This window comes from Pseudomonas sp. Pme6b (assembly GCF_058129925.1).
Map to the genome: position 1 here is coordinate 3,537,643 of NZ_CM176704.1, position 20,734 is coordinate 3,558,376.

Consider the following 20,734-nt stretch of genomic DNA (forward strand, 5'->3'; position numbering starts at 1 on the left):
AATTAAAACCAATTTAATAGCAAAAATAGCTATTTAAACCCGTAAAAATCATCATCTCAATTTTTTTTCGTCAAGAAAAACCTGATGAAGGCCAACTGACATCATTTAATAAAAATAAGGTTAGTAATACTTTATCTACCGGTGAACTTTTTACTGTCGCGTTGGACTTACTGTTCAGCGATGTGTCATTGCGACAGCCGTCTGTTTTTCTCCTGCAAACCATTAATCGAGATGCAATCGATGACTAGAACCATGCTGTCTGTTTTCAGTGCAGTACTTTTGTGCGCGCACAGTGTCTGCGCACTGTCAGCGGACTCAACTTCCAGCACAAATACCGCTGTGTCCGATCAACAGATCCGGACGCAGGTGGAAGCCAAGCGCGACCAGTTATCAGGCGCTGACAAGATCAACCCGGCTCAACAACAGAGTTCGTCGTCCCTGCTCGAAGCGCCAGTGGACACCGACGACGCCCCTGCCCAGGCACAACGACCATGAACAACCTCAATCAACCGATCACATCGACCGGAAGGACACTTGCCTTGTCAGCCTTCAAACAGACGCTGAGCCTGAGCCTGCTGACGTTCAGCGTCATGCAGGCCAACCTTGCGCTCGCCGCCGTGACCCCGGCGACCGGTAACGCAGTCGAAGCGCGCGTCAGCTCGATTCTCGACAACATGAACCAGTCGGAAAAGATCAACTTCACTCGCGTCGACGACGGCCACATGATCCCTTCCCTGCTCAAGTGGGGCATCAAGGGCACCGTGGCGTATGACTCGTCCATGGGCGTACACGTCAACAATGCCACGTTCGGTGCTCAGTACCCTTCGCAGTCGGCGCTGGCAGCGACCTGGAGCATCAACCGGGCCAAGGAATTCGGCCTGGCCATCGCTTATGAGACACGGATTTCCGGCGGCCAGCAGATGCTGTCGCCAGGCGTCAACCTGTACCGCACGCCCTACAACGGTCGTTCGGCAGAATATGTCAGCGGTGAGGACCCGTTCCTCGGCGCGGTACTGGCACCGGCAATTGTCAACGGCATTCAGGCCCAGGGCATCCAGGCCAGCGGCAAGCACTACCTGGCCAACGAGCAGGAAGCCAATCGTCAGGCAGTCGACATCAAGGTCGATGAGCGCACCCTGCGTGAACTGTACCTGCCGGGCTTCGAGTCGATGGTGAAGAACGCCAATGTCGCCTCGATCATGTGCGGTTTCAACAAGGTCAACGGCGACTATGCCTGTGAAAACCATCACCTGATCACTGAAGTGCTCAAGGGCGAATGGGGCTATCAGGGCATGGTCATCAGTGATTTCAACGCCATTCACGATGCGTTCAAGGGCGCATGGGCCGGTACTGACATCGACATGCCATCCGGCCTGCAGTTTACCGAAGCCAAACTGCTGCCTTACCTGTGGAGCGGGCAACTGACCCAGAACGTGATCGACGACAAGGTCAAACGTAACCTGCGCGCCATCGTCAGCTACGACCTCCAGGAAAACCTCAACACCGCCAAGACTCTGGAGCATCCCGAGTACGGCATGCGCGCTGCACTGAATACCGCGCGCGAATCCATCGTATTACTGCGCAACGAAAACACCGCTGCGGGCAAACCGTTGCTGCCGCTGGCGCGCTCGGCGAAAATCGCTGTGATTGGCAACTGGGCCCACGATGTCCCTGCATCTCCTTTTGGCACTGCGAACTCGCCGCCCAACAGCTATGTAACCGAGCTGAGCGGCCTGCAGCAACTGGCGTCCAGCAGCTCCGATGTCACCTACCTCTCGGAAATGAGCCTGAATCCGGCCAGTTCGGTGTGGTATCAGCCAGCAACCGGCGACAACGGAATCAGCAACGCCGGGGTAAAAGCCGAGTACTTCTCCAACACCACCTTTTCCGGCGACCCGGTGCTAACGCGCGTGGAACCAGGCTTGAACCTGAACTGGACCACCGGCAGCAACGTCACCAACGCAGGCAGTACTGCGGTGTCTGGCTTCAGCCCGTCACCCGGGGCATTCTCGGCGCGGTTTACCACCACCATCAAACCAACCGTCTCGGGCGCTCAGATGTTCAAGGTGCGAGCAGACGGCCCTTACAAACTGTGGGTCAACGATGAACTCGTTCTGCAGAGCGATGGCGTGCCTTACTCCGGTGACGTAGTGAACGCGCTGACAACGTCGGGGAAAACCGCAGCATTGTCGGCTGGCAAGACCTATAGCGTGAAGCTGGAATACCAGCGTGTACAAGGCAACTTTATCCCTGTGCTGGGTAGCCTGACGGGCGTGCAGATGAGCTGGGCGTCGTTGCGTCCGCCAAAAGACCTGTCGAAATACGATGCAGTCGTGGTTGCTACAGGGAATACGTCCGAGAACGAAGGCGAAGGCTCTGACCACGGTTTCGATCTGCCCGATCAACAGGCTGAGCTGATCAGCTTCGTTGCCAAGGCCAACCCCAACACCATCGTCGTCATGCACGGCGGCGGCGTGGCCAACATGCAGCCTTGGGCAAACAAGGTGGGCGCTACGCTGCAAGCCTGGTTCCCGGGCCAGCAAGGCGGTCAGGCGCTGGCTGAGATCCTCTATGGCAAGGTCAACCCGTCGGGCAAGTTGCCGGTCACGATCGACAAGAAAATCGAGGATAACCCAAGCTACGCCTCCTATCCGGACCCGGTTGCCTATCGCGGCAGCAATCCGCTGACCGAAATGACCTACAGCGAAGGCCTGTACATGGGTTATCGCGGCTATGACAAGAAACACGCCAAGCCGCTCTACCCGTTCGGTTACGGCCTGTCCTACACCACGTTCAGCTACAGCGACCTGAAACTGTCGACCAACGTGCTGACGCCGGGCTCGACAATCGACGTCAAATTCACCGTGACCAATACGGGTGACAAGGCAGGCTTCGAAGTGGCACAGCTATATGTGCAGCCGGTCAAACCTGCGGTGGACCGTCCGGAGAAAGAGCTCAAGGGCTTCACCAAGGTGTACCTGCAACCCGGCGAGAGCAAGACTGTCAGCGTACCGATAGACTCCCGCTCCCTGGCCTACTACGTCGACAAGACGGCAAGCTGGGACGTGGACGCCGGGAAGTTCAAGATTCTCGTGGGGGCAGACTCGGAGAACCTGACCCTCAACAGGACGCTGATCACCCTGTACCCGGAAAAACTGACCACTCGTGACAGCAACCCGCTGCCACTGCCACTGCGCAAGGCAGTACAGGTCAGCGCGGCACAGACTTACTGATGCACCCCGTCAAGGCTCAGGGATGAGCCTTGATATCCCTGCCCAGACGCTGCACGTAGATATCGAAAACCGCCATGACGTCGACGTCTTGCGGGCTTCTCAGCCACTGAATCTGCAAACCGTCCATGACCGAGAAGATTTCCTGGGCCAGGGCTTTGACATTGATGTCGGCACGCACTTCTCCCGCCTCTATCAACGCCTGCAAATGGCCGCGTGCATGCTCATGAGTCAGCTGGAATCGCTCGCGATGCCATGTCCACGCAGGGTGCGACTTCGACAGGCTCTCGGTATTCATCAGCAGTGCCGCCTGACACTCGTCGGCATTCTCGATACTGAAGCTCATGCTCAGCTTCAGAAATTTCAGAAACCCGTCAAGCGTCGGTTCGGTCACCAGATCCTGAAAGCGTGACGTAACCCGCTGATCCCTGCGCTCCAGCAACGCAGCGAGCAAGGCTTCCTTGTTGGGGAAATGGTGCAGCAAGCCGACGGTGGTGATGCCGGCAAGCAATGCAACCTCGCGCATTGATGCACTCGAATAGCCGTCCCTGGCGAAAACAACCGTGGCGGCATCCAGCAAGGCCTTTCTGCGCATGTCACCCTTGGGCGCACGACGGCGCTTGGGCGCAGCTGTTTCTTCGGATTCATTCCCTGATTCTTCGATAACCATAAAAACCTGATAACGCCTTGATTCAATGTACCCCGATGCTGGTAACCGGGGCCCTGCTGGTAAAAAACCGCTTCGCTGTCAGTGAAGCGGTGGTGATGGAGATCAGCGCAATGATCGCATTACCGGTAAACATGCCAGGCAATGCACCACTGCTGCCGAACCAGTGAATACCGGCGAATACGAAGGGCACTGTACCCGCTGTTGCCCTGAGCCAGGCAAACACCGCCACCCACCATGACTTGTTCATGGTTATGAATACGGCGATGGCGACGAAATCCAGACCAATCAAAACCCAGAGGCCGCCGCCCCACAAGCAAAAGGCCATGAACACAGCGCGGGCCTCGGCTCCTAGCTGGTAGAGATCGGCAATCATGCCGCTACACAGCACCAGCATCAACCAGACTGCAAGCCCGTAACAGACCACCAGCCGCCGGGTAAAGATGACCGCAGAACGTACGCGATCATCGCGGTTCGCACCAATATTCTGGCCAAGCACCGGGGCCAGCGCGCCGGGCAAAGCAAAAAAGGCGCAATACGAAAACTGCAGGACCCGATCCAGCACTGCCATGGCGGCCAGGGCGGAGGTGCCGAATGCCGAAAGTGAGGCGACAAGATAAGCCAAACCGATCGGTGTCGCCAGATTCGCCGCCATGGCAGGAAGCGCAAGCCTGAAGGTACGCACGGCATGCAGGCGCAGCAGTTTCAGATTGCGTGTGAAGACCATCCCCATGCGGCTGCGCACCCAATACAGGCCGATGGAAGCGGACACCGCTGCCGATATGGCAAAGGCGATGCCTGCGCCGTTCAGCCCCAGGTCCAGCACAAAGATGAACAGCGGGTCTGCGACCGCCAGCGTGGCGGCCGCTGAGAGCACCACTGCCAGCGCCCGACGGTTATCACCGGTGGTTCTGAGCATCTGCGCCGACATCTGCATCACGGCCTGTAGCACGGTAAAAGGCAGTGTCAGCCAGATGAAACTGCGCGCCGCCTCGTAAGTGGCCGCCTCGGCCCCCAGCCAGTGGGTAATCGGCACCACCAGCGCCAACTGCGTGACAGACGCCAGAGCGGCGACCGTGACTACCATCAGCATGAGGCTGCCGGTCAATCGAGGGATGGACTTCACCGCACGATGACCGATGCGCTCCGACAATACCGAAGTCGCAGCGATGATCACGCCGGTCACCAGCGCGCTGTTGAAAAAAATCAGCACCTTGGCGATGCCGACCGCAGCCAGAAGCACAGGGTCATGCAGCATCGAGACATAGACCAGCGTCAGTATGTCGACGAGAAAAACCGCAAACAGGCTCAAGGCACTGGTACTGGCGGTGACGACGATGTGGCGCGCTACGCTGCCCTGGGTGAATCTTGCGCTGGCTTGGGCCATCAATGTTCTCAAAAAGCCTGGTCAGCCCGGCATGCAAGTGCATGAGGAACGGAAGTTTGTAACCGTCATGCCAACACTGGCACGAGCAACGATCACCGCCAAATGCGAGGGTCGCTGTCGCGGGCTACTTGCTCGCCGCCACCAGACGATTCACTTCACTGCGAACCATGTTGGCGTATTCCGGCGGGCTCATCGTGTCCAGTTCGGAACGTACCCATTCGGACCACTTGCCCTTGCGCTTGGCGCGCTCGCCCATCAAGCGTGCAGCCTCACTCTTGGCCTTGCCCAGATTGCTCTGCCAGAGGTCGAACAAACGGGATTTCTCGTCTTCAAGAGCGGTACGTTCGGGGAGCGGCCGATTGGCCAGATTGAAACTCATCACAGTCACCTACGGCTAAAAACGGCTGCATCTTACACCCGTAAGGGGCGTTACCTGCAGAGTCTTGCGTCGGGTCATTCAAGCAATTGCAACTTTTCAGGATGCGCGAGACTCCATTGATCACTGTTGCCATCACTTGAAAGGAAGATACCCATGGCTCGTAAGACCCCTGCTCAACAAGCTGCCGATCAAATCAAGGATCAGGCATTCAGTGACCTGCAGGCACTGATCGAAGAATCCGACAAATTGCTCAAGGAAAGCGCTGCGCTGGTTGGCGAAGAAGCAGAAACGCTGCGTGCACAACTGAGCCTCAAGCTTAAGCAGGCACTGGACTCGATGGCCAGCGTGCGCGACCGCACCAAACCAGTCGTTGAAGCGACCGAAACCTACATCGGTGGTCACCCGTGGCAAACCGTGGCTATTTCTGCAGGCTTCGGCCTGGTAGTCGGCCTGTTGCTGGGTCGTCGTTGATCGACAGCCGCTGATGAGAAGCATCGCGGGCCTGGGTACGGGCCCGCAATGCTTGATGCTGTTGTAACGATGGTGTAGGTCTGATGAATTACCTTAAGCGGGCGTGCTGTACCACCGACGGCTCGGCAAACCGGTGGGATTTGCTCACTTTGGCCTGCAACAACACGCGCTGTTCCTCAGCCTGGGCCTGGCTTTCATAAGGTCCGATCAACAATTGCTGCTTACCGTCGATGTCCACGATGACTGGGGCATAACTGCGTTCCAGCAGCCAGGCACTGGTATCGCTCACCGCTTCGCGCGAATTCATCTGGATGAACCACTGTGGCGTGGAGACCGGAGCAGTAACCGCCGCATCCTGGGCTTTTTCCCTGGCGGGCGCACTCGAGTTGCCTGCATCGCATCCGGCCAGAGCCAGTACCACTATCATCATTACCGTCTTGCGCACGTAGGTCTGCTCCTCGTCTGAAGTGGCGCGAGTCTAACATTCTCGCAATGCCCGTTGATGGACTGTGTCGAGGTGTCGCATGCCCGGCCAAAGGGCTTTGGGCACTGGCCATGCGCTGTTCTCGCAACAATCAGTTATATTTTTTGCGATCACTGGTCATGTGATCAGATATTTCTTTGCATATAAACGCAACATGAAGTGTCAAACGCCTGCGACCATGTTGACCGATGGCTTGCCGCCGTTGGTGCATTAGAACAGGAGTTCATCATGTGCGACGACCGTAACCCCCTGCATTGCTTCATTCCGCCTTATATGCTCGAGCGTATGGCGCAGTCCCCAAAGACTCTGGTAAGCGCCCGGGCCATTGCCAACCTGACGAGCAGCTCGGCGTTCCTGGCATCACGACTTTCAGCCCGAACCATGCCCTCCATGCACGCGATCAAATCGCCTGACGGTCGAAAGCACTGCGTGATTCACGATGCCAAGGGAACCGACGATCTTCCCGGCGCTGTGGCTCGCAAGGAAGGCCAGGCCCCGACTGGTGACAAGGCAACCGATGAAGCATACGACGGTTCCGGCGATGTCTACGATTTCTACGCGGAACTGTTCGAGCGCAATTCGCTGGACGACAGTGGCATGTCGCTGGTGTCTACGGTGCACGTCGCCGAGGTGGACTTCAATGGCGACCACGTACCGCTGAGCAACGCCTACTGGAATGGCAGCCAGATGGCGTATGGCGACGGTGATGATCTGGTCTTCAAGCGCTTCACCGGCAGCCTGGAAGTAATCGCCCATGAACTGACCCACGGGGTGCAGAGTTTCACCTCGAACCTGGATTACCGCGGACAGTCCGGAGCCCTCAACGAGCATTTCGCCGATGTCTTCGGCATGCTGGTGCGTCAATGGAAACAGGGCACCAGCGCCGCCGAGTCGGACTGGGTAGTCGGCAAGGAATTGCTAGTGCCCGCTCCTACACGACGGGGTATTCGCGACATGGAAAAACCGGGCACCGCCTATTCCAACGATCCGGACCTGGGCGATGATCCGCAACCGACAACGATGGCCGATCTGTACACTGGTGCCAAGGACCGCGGCGGCGTTCACATCAATTCGGGCATCCCCAATCGGGCGTTCGTGCTGGTCGCCAAGGCGTTGGGCGGAAATGCCTGGGAAGTAGCGGGCAGAATCTGGTATGAAACGATGCTGGAGCTGGCCTCTGACAGTCAGTTTGTCGACTGCGCCAGAGCCAGCATAAAAATCGCCTCGGATTCACGCTTCGGCCCTAAAGCCAAAAAAGCCGTACAAGCGGCCTGGAAGGAAGTCGGGGTCAAGGTTTAGCCGAACACAAAGGTGCTTGAAATGAAAGTCTGTCTAGTGCAATCCGGCGGCTTTGCGGGCGCCGTCAAACGCTGTGAAGTCGATACGTCCACCCTTGAGCAGCCGGAAGCCGAGCAACTGCAGCGGCTGGTCAGTGACAGCGGCCTGAATCAGTCCAGCAGCGCGTTCAATGATCAGGCGCGGGATCTGAATCAGTACGAAATCACTATTGAGGATGAGGCCAGAGAAATCTGCCTCACGTTTGACGAACACAACGTGCCAGCGTCCGCCCGCCAGCTGCTAGGGTTCCTCAAGCAACGCGTAAAGCCCGGCAAGCTCTAGGACAGGCCTGTTTGAAAACAATACGGCGACCGATGCCTTGCAGATGAGTGTAAAAGGCATCGGTTGCCGACATATTCTCCACCCTTATTCCTGCATGTGCTCCCGCATGGAATAATGGCGCTATGACATGTGAACCACCCACCGCTATCGCGGTCAATGACGTGTACCAATACGTTGGCATGGACTGTACAAAAAAAAAACGCTTCACACTGCCATTAACGAGGTATCTTTTCGTGCTTCGCGTTCTCACCCCTTACCTCTGCAGCAATGGCGTCGATGAGCACTGTGCATCCTACTGAACACTCTCCTGGCCTGATCATTTGCGAGCATTGCGACTCGCTGTACGAAGCGCAACCGCTGAAGCCCGGTGAAGCAGCGTTCTGCCTGCGTTGCGAGGCACTGCTCGGGCGCGGCCACCGAATGACCATTGAGCAGTTACTGGCACTGACCGTCGCTGCGGCCATGCTTTTTGTATTCGCCAACCTGTTTCCCGTGATCAGCATCAGCATGAAGGGCCTGACCAACGAGGTCACGCTCTGGCAATCGGTTGAAGCCCTTGCCCAAGGGCGAATCACGATCATTGCGCTGGTCGCCGGCCTTTCGATTATCTTTGCGCCGCTTTTGCAGATCGCCTTGCTGTTCTGGGTGTTAGTACATGCGCACAAAGGCATCATCGCGCCCGGCTTCAGGGCCTGCATGCGCGCCCTGGAACACCTGCGGCCGTGGAGCATGCTCGAAGTGTGCATGCTCGGTATTCTGGTGGCGATCATCAAGCTGTCAGGAATGCTCGACGTGCATCCCGGCGTCGGGCTGTGGGCCATGGCCATGCTGATGGTGCTGATTCTGCTGATCGCCAACAAGGACATCCGCAGGTTGTGGGATGAACTGGGAGTGCCGCCGCAATGAACGGCATTCCCTTCGCCCATGAACACAAGCTCTGCCTGTGCCATACCTGCGGTTACGCCTGCCAGGAGGGCGCTACGCGCTGCCCGCGCTGCGACTCACCGGTACACAGACGCAAGCCCAACAGTATCAGCCGCACCTGGGCTTATCTGATTGCCGCACTGATCTTCTATATCCCGGCCAATGTGCTGCCGGTGATGTACACCAACCTTCTGGGCAACCGCAGTGAAAGCACCATCATGAGCGGCGTACTGGAGTTTTTTGAAAGCGGCTCCTGGGACATTGCCATCCTGATCTTTGTCGCCAGTGTTCTGGTGCCCTGTATCAAATTTCTGGTGCTGGGCATGCAGCTGATCACGTGTCAGCGCCGCAGCACCTGGGCGATGCGCGAGCGCGCACGTCTTTACCGTTTCATCGAGCTGATCGGCTACTGGTCGATGCTCGATGTGCTGGTTGTGGCCCTTGTGGCGTCTCTGGTTCAGTTTCGCGAGCTCAGCACCATCGAGCCGCGGATCGGTATTCTGTTTTTTGGCTTGGTAGTGGTGATGACGATGTTCGCCGCCATGAGTTTCGATCCCCGGCTTATCTGGGACGCAGAGGTTGAAGATGTCTGACAATACCCTCCCCCCGTCTGCTTCAGTGCCACGCCCTGAAGTCAAACGTCGTCGCCTGCGCGTCTCGCTGATCTGGCTGGTGCCGATCGTTGCAGCGATCATTGGCGTATCCATGGCTTTGCATGACTGGATGAACATCGGCCCGAAAATAACCGTGAGCTTCCTGACCGCAGAAGGCCTTGAGGCCAACAAGACCCAGGTCAAATACAAAAACGTGATCATCGGCATGGTTACCGATATCACCCTTAGTGAAGACCGTACCCATGTACTGGCCAGCATCGACCTGAACACCAGCGCCGCGCCGTTCACGAGAATCGACAGCCAGTTCTGGGTGGTGCGACCGCGCATCGGCGCGCACGGCGTATCGGGCGTCGACACGTTGCTGTCAGGCGCCTTCATTGGCGCCGACGCGGGCAGCTCCGAAGAGACTAAAACCAGCTTTACCGGTCTGGAAACACCGCCACCGGTCACTTTTGGTGAAAAAGGCAAGCGCTTCAAACTGCATACCGACGACCTCGGCTCTCTGGACATTGGCTCACCGATCTACTATCGACGCATTCAGGTCGGTCAGGTGGTTGGCTACGAGTTGTCCAAGGATGGTCGCGGGGTCGATATTCAGATCTTCATCAACGCACCAAATGATCAGTACATCACCACCGACACCCGTTTCTGGAATGCCAGCGGGGTCGACATCACGGTTGGCGCGTCAGGGGTGAAGGTCAATACCCAGTCGCTGACCTCGATCATCTCCGGCGGCATTGCCTTCCGCGAGCCCAACTGGAGCCCGGACTCGAAACTCGCCGACGAGAACGCCGAATTCAAGATATTCGATGATCAGGCCACCGCGCTGGCTCCGCCCGACGGCGAACCGCGCTATATCCGCATGCGCTTCAATCAGTCGCTTCGCGGGTTGACGGTCAACGCAGCGGTAGACTTTCTGGGCGTCAATATCGGCAAGGTGGTGTCGGTCGATCTGGATTACGACCCGGCGACCAAGACCTTCCCAGGTATCGTGGGTGCAGTGATTTATCCCAAGCGCCTGGGTGCGGCCGAGTCGAAACTGCAGGAACTCGGCGGCAAGGGCGATGAAGAGGAACAATCCGCCAGAGTGCTGGGAGCGTTTGTCGCCAACGGCCTTCGCGCTCAAGTGCGCAACGGCAACCTGTTGACCGGCCAGTTGTACATCGCCATGGAATTCGATCCCAAGGCACCGAAAGTGGCATTCAATGCCAAGGCCCGTCCGCTGGAAATCCCGACCGTACCGGGCAGCTTCGACAAGTTGCAGGAGCAATTGCAGGCGTTCGTCGAGAAGCTCAGCAAACTGCCGATCGACGAGCTGGCGAAGAATCTGAATGGCAGCCTGAGCGAGCTGCAGAAAACCCTCAAACAGGTGAACAGCAGTGTGCTGCCGCAGATGCGTGGCACCTTGCAACAGGCTGAAAAAACGCTGGGCACCGCCAACGATTCATTCGCTGAAGATTCGCCTGCGCGTCAACAATTGGGCCAGGCGCTGGATGAAGTGCAGCGCACCGCTCGTTCGGTACGGGTGCTGACTGACTTCCTCAGCCGCCATCCAGAATCGCTGATTCGCGGTCGCACGGGCGATGCAGCCCCACGCTCGTTCAACGCCCCGTCCTCATCCCGAGCCATTGATCTGGAGCCAAAACAATGACCTTGCGCCTGAAACTGGCGTTACTTGCCGCAGCCCTGGGCCTGGGTGCCTGCACATCGACGCAGACCCACTATTACACCCTGATTGCGCCCATGGGCGCGGCCAGCAGCGTAGCGGCCAGACCCATGCCGTTTCAGTTCGAGATGCTGCCGGTCTTGATGCCGGTTCAGGTTGACCAGCCGCCACTGGTGGTTCGCCAGGGCAACGGCAGCCTTGCGATTCTGGACACCGAACGCTGGGGCTCGCCACTGGGCGACGAGTTTCACGATGCGCTGACGCCGCAACTTGAACGTCATTTCGGCAGCCGCGACATGGCCGGTCTGCCGAAAAACAGCGATCAACCGGTGCTTTCGGTCCGTACAGATGTACGCCGCTTCGAGTCGATGCCTGGCAATTATGCGTTGATCGATGTGGTCTGGACGCTCGGGCTTCGCGATGCAGGCGCCACCGCCGGCAGCAAGCGGCAGAGTCTGACGTGCAGCAGCGTGATTCGCGAACAGGCCGGGGAAGGCATGGAAAATCTCATCATCGCCCATCAGAAGGCCGTGTCCCGGTTAGCTGACAAGATCGCCGCAACTGCCGCCAGCTGGACCGCACAACCCGCCTCTCACTGCCTGTAAGCCTATCGGGAGGTCCATTAAAGACCTCCCGGTTTCAGGCAACATGGCTGCAGAAAGCCTTGCAAAACCGCCGTTTAAAAGCGTTCAAGTCCGTACAAAAATGTATCACCCTGTTTAATTCCTACGTACACTCTACCGCCTGTCTGGCACGTTAGTACCTGATCGGCCCGAATGCTCAGTTTTCCGGGTCTGTTGGAGTGCCTTATCGATCAGTGCCAGTAACGCTTGTTAACCCTGATGTGTGGCAACAAGCCTTTGGCTTGCAGCGGACAGTCTATCGAGGACAAACGGATGACAGGGATCGGAGCACGGCTGAAAAAGGAACGTCTGCGCCTCAAACTTTCGCAAAGCGCACTGGGCGCGATAGGTGGCGTGGAAACCAACGCTCAGGGCAACTACGAAAACGGTGTTCGCTCGCCTCGGGCAGACTACCTTTCCAGCGTCTCGAATGCGGGCGTGGATGTGGCCTACGTGGTGACCGGTCTCAGCTCACCCGCCGTCACGATTTCGAATAGCCAGGCCTGCGCTCCTCTCAACCGCGTTGTTGCTCGCCTGCACGGCAACCTGCACGACGTGACTCAGAACCTGTACCACGTGACCCGCTTGATTGAATCAAATGCAGGCGAAAGCAACGTCGACAGCGACCAGCTGGAAAACATCAAGAACGACGCAGAAGCCATTACGGTTGCGACCGTTCGGCTGATCTACATGACCTCGAAGTTGAAGTGACGCAGAGCATGTAGTGTGCCGCCAAGGCGGCTCATTGCGCCGCAAACGCCTTGTCCCTGAGTTTTTCCATGACCAGCGCTATGAATGCCGACACCGCAGGCGGGAGATGTTGCCGACTGGGATAAAGCACATGCAGACCATGACTGGTGCGCTGGTACTGCGTCAGTACCGGCACCAGTCTGCCATCGCGCAAATCCGAGCGGATGAGCGTCGCGGGCAATAGCGCAATACCAAGCCCTGCCAGGGTCGCTTTACGCAATGCCTGCGCGGTGTTGGCATTGAATCGGCTGGCCATCTGCACCTCATGCATCTTCGCGTCCGGCCCGAGCAACCGCCAGACAGTGCTCCCGCCGGGATGCGCCGTGCTGACGCAGTAATGCCCGTGCAGGCTCTGCAGCGAGTCCGGCAAGCCGTGAGCGGCGATATACGCCGGGCTGGCGACCATAGTGTCATGCCCCTCTTCGATCAATTGACGCCCTACGTAGCCCGAATCCTGCAAAGGGCCGCCGCGAAACGCGATGTCCAGCCGGTCAGCGATCAGGTCGGCGCGCTCATCGCTGAGCACGAACTCCAGCTGAACCAGAGGATATTCGGCAAGAAAATCAGCCACCCACTCCATCGAAAAGAAATCGAAGAAATCCGCCATTGCGGCGATGCGCAGCCGACCGCCAGGTTCTTCTCGATGTGAAACAAGTTGCTCTGCGGCATCCATCAAACCATCGACAGCGCCCACACAGCGTTCGTGGAAGTCTTCACCTGCCTGGGTGAGGACCAGCTTGCGTGTCGACCGATGCAACAATCGAGTGCCCAGCTGTATTTCCAATTGCTGAACCCTGCGGCTGACCGTATTGGAAGGCATGCCCAGATGCCTTGCCGCCTGCGCAAAGCTGCCGCTGCGCACGACCTGCACAAACAGGGCGACATCGTTGAGGTCAAGCGCCACGGGGTTTATTCCTTCCATTTATGGATGAGTCCAAACCAACTATACCGACTAATCAAGTAATCCACAGAGGCTTATTCTTTGTGCTCAGGCATCAAGGCCTAGAGGACAACGCTATGAACACTATCGTCAGCATTCAGCCACGCGCCATCACCCATCGCACCAGCGGCAAAAGCCGAGGGCCTATCACTCGCCTGATGAGCCCTGGCGATCTGGGTCAGTTATTGAAGCCTTTCGTATTTCTTGATCAATTCGGCTTCAAACCCGAGCCGGGAAAAAAAGGCTTCGGCATGCATCCACACTCAGGAATTGCAACGCTGACCTATATGATCGAAGGCGAAATGGCCTACGAAGACACCACCGGTAAATCAGGCATATTGCCCAACGGTGGTGTGGAATGGATGAGCGCGGGCAATGGCGTATGGCATGACGCCCAGCCGGTAAGCGATGCGCCGATTACAGGCTTTCAGCTATGGATAGCCCTGCCCGCAGCGCAAGAGAATGGCCCTGCACACAGCGTTTATCTGGCGGCGTCGCAGGTTGCGCGGCAAGGCCCGGCACAGGTGCTGCTGGGGCGTTACGGTGCAGCACAAAGCAGCATACCTGCACCACAGGGCATGAATTATCTGGCCGTAAAACTGAAAGACGGCGAGCACTGGCGCTACACGCCGCCCGCAGGTCATAGCGTCGCCTGGCTGGCGATCAACGCCGGACACCTCGACGCAGGCGGCCCGATCAGCGCTGGCGAACTGGCTATTTTCGAGGAATCGGATCGCCCTATCGACTTCGTCGCAAAAGGCGATACCCATTTCGTGCTGGGGTCGGCAGTCAAGCATCCGCATGATCTGGTCACCGGCTACTATTCGGTGCACACCAGTAAGGCCGCGCTTAATCAGGGCGAACTGGAAATAGAGCGAATCGGCGCAGTGCTGCGCGAGCAAGGCAGGCTCTGATTGAGCAGCCGCCTCCTGTTCAAAAACCGGCTACGTACTCATCTGGACAGCGGCGCACTGGAACCGATACTTGAGCCCAGGTGGCAGCGCCTCACCTGGCCGTATCTGTACTATCCAGAACGCCGCTACCTGCCCTCGCCGCTCAGGGCTTTTATCGACTAGCCCATAGCAGCAATCGGGCGCACGCCATGGCGCGCCGGTGCTGCCATGGCGAACAACTCATCAACGCGTCTGACCTCCTCCGCACTTGGCTTGATCGCAATGGCGCACGCGACAAAAATGCCCGCATTGAAGATCAGGCCGATGATGCCGCTGGTCAACGAACCCAGTGCCGGAATGTCGTCGGGGTAAATTGTGGTCAGCACAATCGCGATCACAATACCGACCAGCATGCCGGCAATCGCGCCTTGCTTGTTGCCACGACGGCTGAAGACGCCGAAGAACAGCGGCACGGCCAGCTGGATGATGCCCTGATAGGAAATCTGTGCCAGCAGTTGCAGGCGCGCGTAATCGAAGGTCAGGTACGCCAACAGCGACGCCGCCGCGATGAAAACCACCATGCCCACCTTGGCGAGAACAGTCTTCTCGCGATCACTGCGCGGCTTGCTCCAGGTCGCCAGATCGTTGGCAAACTGTGTACCGCACACCTGAACGCAGCCGTCGACATGGCCGATGCTGGCCGCCAGGACAATCATGATTGCCAGCCCCAGCAACCACGGCCCGCCGATATCGAACAGTGACAGGAACCAGCCATGCTGCGGATGCGCGGCCACGTTGGGGTCCTGACTGATTGCCGCGGCGAACAGCATCAGAATGCCGTAGAAGCCACCCACCAGCATGATGGTCAGGAGTGTGCCCTTCTTCACCGAACGCACACCGCTGGCGGTATAGATACGCTGAAAGCTCATGGGCCAGCACATTGAGCCGATCACCCCGGTAAAGATCAGGCTGAACATGTACATCGGGCCGTAAGTGCTGCCTGCGCCGCCGGGGATCACCAGCATGCTGGCGGGCAGTTGCGACAGGTTGGCGAACGACGCCTGAGCACCGAACAGCAGGAAAATGCACAGCGCGGCACACAGCACGTAGGCAATCAGCCCCTGATACATGTCGGTCATGATCAGGCCGCGCATGCCCATGCTCACCGTCCAGTACTGTCGGATCAGGATCACCACCACCCCGACCAGCAGGCAAGTCGTCACGCCCCAACGGCCGAAACTGGCGAACTGAAAAAGAGTCGCGAGGGCCTGAATTCCCATCACCACCCAGGGAAATACCGAGATGATGCCAATGATCGAGGCAATGCGTTTGACCACCGGGCTATTGAAGCGCATGCCCAGTAAATCCGGCTGGGTGGTCAGGTTGAAACGCTTGCCCCAGGTCCAGGCACGATTGGCCATCAGGTACATGGCGGTCACGCCGAGCGTGGCGTAGACCATGCCGTAAAAGCCCAGCGCGCCACCGACAGACAGTGCAAAGAACGCGGTAAAGGTTGCACCCGGCCACCACGAGTTGGTGTAGCACATGGCGATGAACCAGGGGCCGTAGGAACGACCGCCCACCGCGTAGTCGGAAAAGCTCTCGCTCTTGCGATTGGTCGCGTACAACACGGCAATCATGCCCGCCAGGAATACGCCGATCAGGCCGAAAGTGATGTAAAGGTCCGAAACCGTAGTCGTGCTGATCATTGTCCGTCCCCCTCTTGTGGAATTTCACCCAGCAGAGACTCGACCACGTACAGCATCCACAGGCCCAGCCCCATGAGCACGGCGATCAGAATCCAGTAGAAGATCGGCAGTGGTACACCGATCACCAGCGCGGTGCTTCCACTGACCTTGAGGTAGAACGGTGGAAACAGCGCCATCGTCAACAGCGCGAAGAAGTACAGGCCAAACACCAGATTTTTCAGGCGGCCGGGATTTTCAGAAGACGGAACGTTACTCATGGAGTGCTCCTTGAATTTCAGGATCTGGCTATGGATAAGTGATCGGATAAAACTCAAGCAGGAAAAGGAACACGCGGTCACCCGCTACTTTTTTATTATTGGAGTGCTTGTTACAGGTATGCCTGGAGAGGACGGGTCATGCTTGCCGCAACCAGGTTTCCCATTGCGAATCATTGATGATGCTGCGCGCGCGCATGTGCTTCCAGGTGCCGTACTTGTAGAAGTCGAAGTCCAGTTGCGACACGGCGTGCTGGACCATTGCCCAGGTTGACCATTTGATATCTGCCAACGCCTTGTTCAGCTTGATCCGCGCTACGGTTTGCGCGCTGACCTGACCGAAGTAGTCCTCGATCAGCGCCAGCTCCATCTCGTCACTGAAAAACATCTCGCCGAACCACAGCGCCAGTTCGTAATGGCGATCGTTATTGGAGGCGTACTCGAAATCCACCAGACGAATCTGACGCTCCGCGTTGAGCATGAAGTTGCCTGCCAGCGTGTCATTCATGCACGGTGCCAGATCAATTCCGGAAGCTTGCAGGGCAGCTTTTGCGCGCTGATATTGCAGGCACAACCAGTCGTCATCCTGAGGCTTGATGCCCTTGAGCTCGGCCACCTGGCTCTGGTGCTCGGCAATCATGTCGAACACGGTCTTGGTCTGTTTCAGCAACGGCTGATCGTTGAACGCCTTGAGCCCGTGCAGAGCGCCGTGGCGTATGTCGCGCTGCAGGAAGTCATGATTGGAGGATGCCCGCCAGCCCTCCATGAACTCGAACACTTCGACACCGAACGCTTCAAGAAACGCAAACACCGGCGCACCGTAGCCGGTTTGCGCCGCTTTCACACTGGCCTCGTGGGCCGTGTGGCGGTCAATGAACATTTCTGTGCCGGCGCCCGGCACCTTGAAGAAGTACGCCGTGTCGGCCCCCTCGACCTCGACCCGCCAATTAGTGTTGGAGATACCGCCGCTGACCGGCTCGTAGCCGACGCGCCGCCCCTGCCAACTGTCGATACTGCGCACCGCAGCTTCCAGTTGTCGTTCCTGGGTACTGACAGACTGCCCTAACGTTTTCATGCTCTACCCTCCTGAACCTGACGCATCCAGCCTTCCAGGCGCGGGTCCTGAACACACTGCCGGCAACGCAGCAGCGTCCATTGACCGACCTTGGAAAACTCCAGTGGCCGCACGGACGTCGCACCTGCCCAAAGCCCCCACAATGTCCAGTACCAGTCGTTGATCAGCGCATACAAGCGGCAGACGGCATAGTCGACTTCCAGACACTGCCCCGCCCATGCGCTGATCCCTTCGCGCCACTGGCTTTCAAACGAATAAAGCTCGTTGAGGGTAATCGCAACGTCGTACCAAGGGTCCATGCAGCCGCCGTAGTCGAAATCCACCAGGCGCAACCGGCCTTCGCTTGACACCATCACATTGCTGGCAACGCCGTCGCCGTGCAGCGGCACCGCCTGCACAGAGCGGGTCTGCAATGCCTGCCAGACCATGTCAACACAGCGGTCAATCCATTGGTGTTCTGCGGGCAGTGCAACGTTGTCACGTTCGCAGAGTGTGCGAAGGCGCTCGATATCCATCATCGGCGAGCGCACAACATCAGGCACAGGCCCGACATGCACCAGCCGCTTCAGCGCCCACAGCGCCTGAAGGTGGCCCGGCGCGAGCAGGTCATCGAGCCGGGCAGCACGCCAGTCCAGACCCAGATCCTCGAAAATCAGCACACCGCAGGCCGTGTCTGCGCCAAGCAAGCGCGGTGCCGCGCCGCTACGGCCTGCGCATTCACTGGCCTGCGCTGCCTTTTCGAAATCAATCAGTTGCGCCATATCGGTATGCAGCACCTTGGCGTAAACAGCGCCCTGTGCACCGGCCACTCGAAAACCCGTCCATTCGGTCGACAGCCTGGAGGGCGATGCCACGCCCTGCGTAACGACCTCGGTGTGCGCGTTCGCATCCAGCCCGCAGTTTGCCAATGCGCCGAGCAGGCGTGTGGTCAGGTCGTCAGCATATGACATGGTCAGTCCTCAACTAAACGAAGCGGATGAGGTGCAAGCCCGATACAACAGCCCGGTCAGCATGCGCAAACCGTTGCGCATGTCCTGATCGTTGGTGTATTCGGCCTCGTTATGGGAAACGCCATTGCTGCTGGGGATGAACAGCAGGCACACCGGGTAATGGCGGTTCATGCTGATCGCGTCATGACCGGCGACCGTCATGCTGTCGGCGGTCGACAGGCCCAGCTCGCCGCCTACTGCGTGCGCCAGTTCCGCAAACCCTTCATGCAGCCTGGCGGGCGGGCGCAGTACGCTGCTTTCCACCTCAAACCCGGTCATGGTCCTGTCGGCGATAGTGTGCAACGTTGCGTCCAGGCGTTCACCTGCCGCGCTCAGCAGACCGACATCGCGGGAGCGGTACTCGATCAGCAGGGAGACCCGGGAAGGCACGACATTGGGTGAATTGGGGTACACCTCGATACGTCCTACCGAGCTGTGCATCTGCAAGCCATGTTGCCCGGCTTCGTCGCGCACCGCCGTGATGGTGTGTGCGGCGGCCAGCAATGCGTCACGGCGGGCGGCCATGGGCGTAGGGCCGGTATGATTCTGCTCGCCATCGAAACGCACCCGCCGTTTCAACGCGGCCCAGGTTTCCCGGACCACGCCGATTGCCGTCTGGCTGCTTTCCAGGCCAGTGCCTTGTTCGACATGAATTTCGACGTATCCGGCAATGTTCAAATCAACCTGATCATTACCCAGATAACCTATGGCTTGCAGCGCATCCTTCAAACGGATGCCATCGCCATCGCGGCTTTCCCAGGCATTTTCCAGGGCCAGTGCCCCGGTAAATACACCGCTGCCGATCAGGCTCGGCTGAAAGCGGGCGCCCTCCTCGTTGGTCCAGTTGACGACGGCCAGATTGCAGGCAGGTATTTCACCGCGTTCACGCAGTTGCCGCGCCAGACTGGACACCGCGACGGCACCGGCAAGCACGCCGTACACACCGTCGAAACGACCCGCGCTCGGCTGGCTGTCCAGATGTGAACCGCACAGCAGATAAGGCGCCTGGGGATCAAACGTCATGAGGCCGAACAGGTTGCCGATCGCATCGACACGCACTTCAAAGCCGTGCTCTTTCAGCCAGTCCCGAAACAGGTCGCGCACCCGACCGTCTTCAGCAGATGCCGCCAGCCGGTGCAAGCCACCCGCCGGTGTTGCACCAATGGCCGAGCTTTGCTGAAACAGCGCTTCAAATGCCGCCAGATCAGCTGCACCTGGCTCGATCAATTCAGGGATAGAGGGTGTCGACATGATCTTTCTCCAGGCGTGTCACAAACTCGTCGGATAACGCGCGATTGGTGACCAGGGTGGTGATCGCGGCGAACGGAAGAGTATTGATAAAGGTGCGATGACCGAACTTGCCATCATCAGCCAGCACAACACTGCGCGCGCAGTGCCTGACCAGCGTCCTGCGCAACATGGCTTCCGGCTCCTGGTAATCCATCAGCCCCAGGTCCAGATCAATGCCGCCGATACCCATGAAGGCGATGTCGTAATGAAACTGCCGGGCGAACTCCAGCGTGTGCGGCCCGATCAAGGCGTTGTCGGTACGCCGCACATCGCCGGGCGCAACCAGCACCTGATTGTCGCTTTGGTGCGATATCAACTGGGCGATGTCCAGCGAATTGGTGATGATCTTCAACTGGCTGAACCGCGTCAGTTGCTGGGCCAGCGCCAGCGTCGAAGTACCGGTGTCGAGGAAGATCGCCATGCCTTCGCTGACCAGTTGCGCAGCGCGGGCAGCAATACCTGCCTTGGCGCGGGGCTTGAGCCTGCTGCGTTCCTGCAAAGGCAGTTCTTCGCTGGATCTGGGCAGAATCGCGCCACCGTGAATTCTCCTTAATCGGCCCTCTTCTTCCAGATACTTGAAGTCGCGGCGAATGGTCTCTTCGGACACGAACAGCAATTGTGCAAGGTCCGACGCCTTGACACGCTGCTGTTGGGCGAGCAGGCGCATGATTTCGTCCAGGCGCGGCTGATTGAGCATGGGGGTGGCATTCCGTTGCAAAGTAAGAACTCCAGTGTCCGGGCCCGTTGGCCGTTGATCCGCAAGCAAGAG

Annotated in this window: 22 protein-coding genes and 1 pseudogene; 12 read left to right on the top strand and 11 right to left on the bottom strand. The window is 58.3% G+C overall.

Annotation, left to right across the window (positions count from 1 at the left end; genetic code table 11):
* Positions 1–252: 252 nt before the first annotated feature.
* Entirely contained in the window at positions 253–495 is a 243-nt protein-coding gene (locus AC4ANE_RS15955) for a hypothetical protein (RefSeq protein WP_002553239.1), read from the top strand.
* Complete coding sequence (locus AC4ANE_RS15960; RefSeq protein ID WP_057425307.1) at positions 492–3,233, top strand: beta-glucosidase; 2,742 nt, start codon at positions 492–494, stop codon at positions 3,231–3,233. Before AC4ANE_RS15955 ends, AC4ANE_RS15960 begins: the two co-directional genes overlap by 4 nt.
* Positions 3,234–3,249: 16 nt before the next feature.
* Here AC4ANE_RS15960 and AC4ANE_RS15965 read toward each other — a convergent pair whose 3' ends face one another.
* The 3 genes from AC4ANE_RS15965 to AC4ANE_RS15975 form a co-directional block, all read right to left on the bottom strand.
* Positions 3,250–3,900 (bottom strand): TetR/AcrR family transcriptional regulator, encoded by a 651-nt coding sequence (locus AC4ANE_RS15965; protein ID WP_002553237.1) that lies wholly within the window; start codon positions 3,898–3,900, stop codon positions 3,250–3,252.
* 22 nt (positions 3,901–3,922) lie between these two features.
* A complete protein-coding gene (locus AC4ANE_RS15970) occupies positions 3,923–5,284 on the bottom strand; it encodes an MATE family efflux transporter (RefSeq protein WP_002553236.1) in 1,362 nt (453 codons plus the stop codon).
* Positions 5,285–5,408: 124 nt separating this feature from the next.
* Complete coding sequence (locus tag AC4ANE_RS15975; protein WP_002553235.1) at positions 5,409–5,663, bottom strand: hypothetical protein; 255 nt, start codon at positions 5,661–5,663, stop codon at positions 5,409–5,411.
* Positions 5,664–5,816: 153 nt separating this feature from the next.
* On the opposite strand from AC4ANE_RS15975, the gene AC4ANE_RS15980 reads away from it, so the two are divergent.
* Complete coding sequence (locus AC4ANE_RS15980) at positions 5,817–6,134, top strand: ElaB/YgaM/YqjD family protein (protein WP_002553234.1); 318 nt, start codon at positions 5,817–5,819, stop codon at positions 6,132–6,134.
* A gap of 88 nt (positions 6,135–6,222) precedes the next feature.
* Here the strand turns inward: AC4ANE_RS15980 and AC4ANE_RS15985 are convergent, their stop codons facing one another.
* On the bottom strand, positions 6,223–6,579 hold the full coding sequence (locus AC4ANE_RS15985; protein ID WP_005731759.1) for a hypothetical protein: 357 nt from the start codon (positions 6,577–6,579) through the stop codon (positions 6,223–6,225).
* A gap of 267 nt (positions 6,580–6,846) precedes the next feature.
* On the opposite strand from AC4ANE_RS15985, the gene AC4ANE_RS15990 reads away from it, so the two are divergent.
* The 7 genes from AC4ANE_RS15990 to AC4ANE_RS16020 all read left to right on the top strand — a co-directional run bounded on the left by AC4ANE_RS15990 (position 6,847) and on the right by AC4ANE_RS16020 (position 12,776).
* The gene (locus tag AC4ANE_RS15990; RefSeq protein ID WP_002553233.1) at positions 6,847–7,917 is read left to right on the top strand and encodes a M4 family metallopeptidase; all 1,071 of its coding nucleotides are present in this window, start codon (positions 6,847–6,849) and stop codon (positions 7,915–7,917) included.
* 21 nt (positions 7,918–7,938) lie between these two features.
* Positions 7,939–8,238: a protealysin inhibitor emfourin gene (locus AC4ANE_RS15995; protein ID WP_002553232.1), complete on the top strand. Its 300-nt coding sequence runs from the start codon at positions 7,939–7,941 to the stop codon at positions 8,236–8,238.
* Between the two features lie 276 nt (positions 8,239–8,514).
* Positions 8,515–9,144, top strand: coding sequence for a paraquat-inducible protein A (locus tag AC4ANE_RS16000; protein ID WP_005731758.1), 630 nt, complete (start codon positions 8,515–8,517; stop codon positions 9,142–9,144).
* Positions 9,141–9,755 carry a paraquat-inducible protein A gene (locus AC4ANE_RS16005; RefSeq protein WP_002553230.1) on the top strand — a complete coding sequence of 205 codons (615 nt, stop codon included), beginning with the start codon at positions 9,141–9,143 and terminating at the stop codon, positions 9,753–9,755. Before AC4ANE_RS16000 ends, AC4ANE_RS16005 begins: the two co-directional genes overlap by 4 nt.
* Complete coding sequence (locus tag AC4ANE_RS16010) at positions 9,748–11,427, top strand: PqiB family protein (RefSeq protein ID WP_002553229.1); 1,680 nt, start codon at positions 9,748–9,750, stop codon at positions 11,425–11,427. The genes AC4ANE_RS16005 and AC4ANE_RS16010 overlap by 8 nt, the downstream gene beginning before the upstream one ends.
* Positions 11,424–12,047 carry a PqiC family protein gene (locus tag AC4ANE_RS16015; protein WP_002553228.1) on the top strand — a complete coding sequence of 208 codons (624 nt, stop codon included), beginning with the start codon at positions 11,424–11,426 and terminating at the stop codon, positions 12,045–12,047. Before AC4ANE_RS16010 ends, AC4ANE_RS16015 begins: the two co-directional genes overlap by 4 nt.
* Positions 12,048–12,338: 291 nt before the next feature.
* Positions 12,339–12,776: a helix-turn-helix domain-containing protein gene (locus AC4ANE_RS16020; RefSeq protein WP_002553227.1), complete on the top strand. Its 438-nt coding sequence runs from the start codon at positions 12,339–12,341 to the stop codon at positions 12,774–12,776.
* A gap of 31 nt (positions 12,777–12,807) precedes the next feature.
* Here AC4ANE_RS16020 and AC4ANE_RS16025 read toward each other — a convergent pair whose 3' ends face one another.
* On the bottom strand, positions 12,808–13,719 hold the full coding sequence (locus AC4ANE_RS16025; RefSeq protein ID WP_002553226.1) for a LysR family transcriptional regulator: 912 nt from the start codon (positions 13,717–13,719) through the stop codon (positions 12,808–12,810).
* 113 nt (positions 13,720–13,832) lie between these two features.
* On the opposite strand from AC4ANE_RS16025, the gene AC4ANE_RS16030 reads away from it, so the two are divergent.
* Both AC4ANE_RS16030 and AC4ANE_RS16035 read left to right on the top strand, forming a co-directional pair.
* Positions 13,833–14,669 (top strand): pirin family protein, encoded by an 837-nt coding sequence (locus AC4ANE_RS16030; RefSeq protein ID WP_002553225.1) that lies wholly within the window; start codon positions 13,833–13,835, stop codon positions 14,667–14,669.
* Positions 14,670–14,684: 15 nt separating this feature from the next.
* Positions 14,685–14,831, top strand: a pseudogene (locus AC4ANE_RS16035) (LysR family transcriptional regulator); the annotation flags it as partial.
* On the opposite strand, the gene AC4ANE_RS16040 reads toward AC4ANE_RS16035, so the two are convergent.
* The 6 genes from AC4ANE_RS16040 to AC4ANE_RS16065 all read right to left on the bottom strand — a co-directional run bounded on the left by AC4ANE_RS16040 (position 14,828) and on the right by AC4ANE_RS16065 (position 20,662).
* Positions 14,828–16,357: a sodium:solute symporter family protein gene (locus tag AC4ANE_RS16040; RefSeq protein WP_002553224.1), complete on the bottom strand. Its 1,530-nt coding sequence runs from the start codon at positions 16,355–16,357 to the stop codon at positions 14,828–14,830. The pseudogene AC4ANE_RS16035 and the gene AC4ANE_RS16040 sit on opposite strands and share 4 nt — an antisense overlap.
* Positions 16,354–16,614, bottom strand: a complete 261-nt coding sequence (locus AC4ANE_RS16045; protein WP_002553223.1) for a hypothetical protein — start codon at positions 16,612–16,614, stop codon at positions 16,354–16,356. The genes AC4ANE_RS16040 and AC4ANE_RS16045 overlap by 4 nt, the downstream gene beginning before the upstream one ends.
* Before the next feature lie 136 nt (positions 16,615–16,750).
* On the bottom strand, positions 16,751–17,686 hold the full coding sequence (locus AC4ANE_RS16050; protein WP_002553222.1) for a choline kinase family protein: 936 nt from the start codon (positions 17,684–17,686) through the stop codon (positions 16,751–16,753).
* Positions 17,683–18,636, bottom strand: coding sequence for an aminoglycoside phosphotransferase family protein (locus AC4ANE_RS16055; protein ID WP_031594747.1), 954 nt, complete (start codon positions 18,634–18,636; stop codon positions 17,683–17,685). Before AC4ANE_RS16055 ends, AC4ANE_RS16050 begins: the two co-directional genes overlap by 4 nt.
* A 9-nt stretch (positions 18,637–18,645) precedes the next feature.
* Positions 18,646–19,926 (bottom strand): M20 family metallo-hydrolase, encoded by a 1,281-nt coding sequence (locus tag AC4ANE_RS16060; protein ID WP_002553220.1) that lies wholly within the window; start codon positions 19,924–19,926, stop codon positions 18,646–18,648.
* Positions 19,904–20,662 (bottom strand): DeoR/GlpR family DNA-binding transcription regulator, encoded by a 759-nt coding sequence (locus tag AC4ANE_RS16065; protein ID WP_002553219.1) that lies wholly within the window; start codon positions 20,660–20,662, stop codon positions 19,904–19,906. Before AC4ANE_RS16065 ends, AC4ANE_RS16060 begins: the two co-directional genes overlap by 23 nt.
* Positions 20,663–20,734 lie beyond the last annotated feature (72 nt).

Coding starts and splice junctions, on each gene's coding strand:
- AC4ANE_RS15955 (WP_002553239.1), top strand. CDS start 253: ATGCTGTCTGTTTTCAGTGCAGTACTTTTGTGCGCGCACAGTGTCTGC.
- AC4ANE_RS15960 (WP_057425307.1), top strand. CDS start 492: ATGAACAACCTCAATCAACCGATCACATCGACCGGAAGGACACTTGCC.
- AC4ANE_RS15965 (WP_002553237.1), bottom strand. CDS start 3,900: ATGGTTATCGAAGAATCAGGGAATGAATCCGAAGAAACAGCTGCGCCC.
- AC4ANE_RS15970 (WP_002553236.1), bottom strand. CDS start 5,284: ATGGCCCAAGCCAGCGCAAGATTCACCCAGGGCAGCGTAGCGCGCCAC.
- AC4ANE_RS15975 (WP_002553235.1), bottom strand. CDS start 5,663: ATGAGTTTCAATCTGGCCAATCGGCCGCTCCCCGAACGTACCGCTCTT.
- AC4ANE_RS15980 (WP_002553234.1), top strand. CDS start 5,817: ATGGCTCGTAAGACCCCTGCTCAACAAGCTGCCGATCAAATCAAGGAT.
- AC4ANE_RS15990 (WP_002553233.1), top strand. CDS start 6,847: ATGTGCGACGACCGTAACCCCCTGCATTGCTTCATTCCGCCTTATATG.
- AC4ANE_RS15995 (WP_002553232.1), top strand. CDS start 7,939: ATGAAAGTCTGTCTAGTGCAATCCGGCGGCTTTGCGGGCGCCGTCAAA.
- AC4ANE_RS16000 (WP_005731758.1), top strand. CDS start 8,515: ATGAGCACTGTGCATCCTACTGAACACTCTCCTGGCCTGATCATTTGC.
- AC4ANE_RS16005 (WP_002553230.1), top strand. CDS start 9,141: ATGAACGGCATTCCCTTCGCCCATGAACACAAGCTCTGCCTGTGCCAT.
- AC4ANE_RS16010 (WP_002553229.1), top strand. CDS start 9,748: ATGTCTGACAATACCCTCCCCCCGTCTGCTTCAGTGCCACGCCCTGAA.
- AC4ANE_RS16015 (WP_002553228.1), top strand. CDS start 11,424: ATGACCTTGCGCCTGAAACTGGCGTTACTTGCCGCAGCCCTGGGCCTG.
- AC4ANE_RS16020 (WP_002553227.1), top strand. CDS start 12,339: ATGACAGGGATCGGAGCACGGCTGAAAAAGGAACGTCTGCGCCTCAAA.
- AC4ANE_RS16030 (WP_002553225.1), top strand. CDS start 13,833: ATGAACACTATCGTCAGCATTCAGCCACGCGCCATCACCCATCGCACC.
- AC4ANE_RS16040 (WP_002553224.1), bottom strand. CDS start 16,357: ATGATCAGCACGACTACGGTTTCGGACCTTTACATCACTTTCGGCCTG.
- AC4ANE_RS16045 (WP_002553223.1), bottom strand. CDS start 16,614: ATGAGTAACGTTCCGTCTTCTGAAAATCCCGGCCGCCTGAAAAATCTG.
- AC4ANE_RS16050 (WP_002553222.1), bottom strand. CDS start 17,686: ATGAAAACGTTAGGGCAGTCTGTCAGTACCCAGGAACGACAACTGGAA.
- AC4ANE_RS16055 (WP_031594747.1), bottom strand. CDS start 18,636: ATGTCATATGCTGACGACCTGACCACACGCCTGCTCGGCGCATTGGCA.
- AC4ANE_RS16060 (WP_002553220.1), bottom strand. CDS start 19,926: ATGTCGACACCCTCTATCCCTGAATTGATCGAGCCAGGTGCAGCTGAT.
- AC4ANE_RS16065 (WP_002553219.1), bottom strand. CDS start 20,662: ATGCTCAATCAGCCGCGCCTGGACGAAATCATGCGCCTGCTCGCCCAA.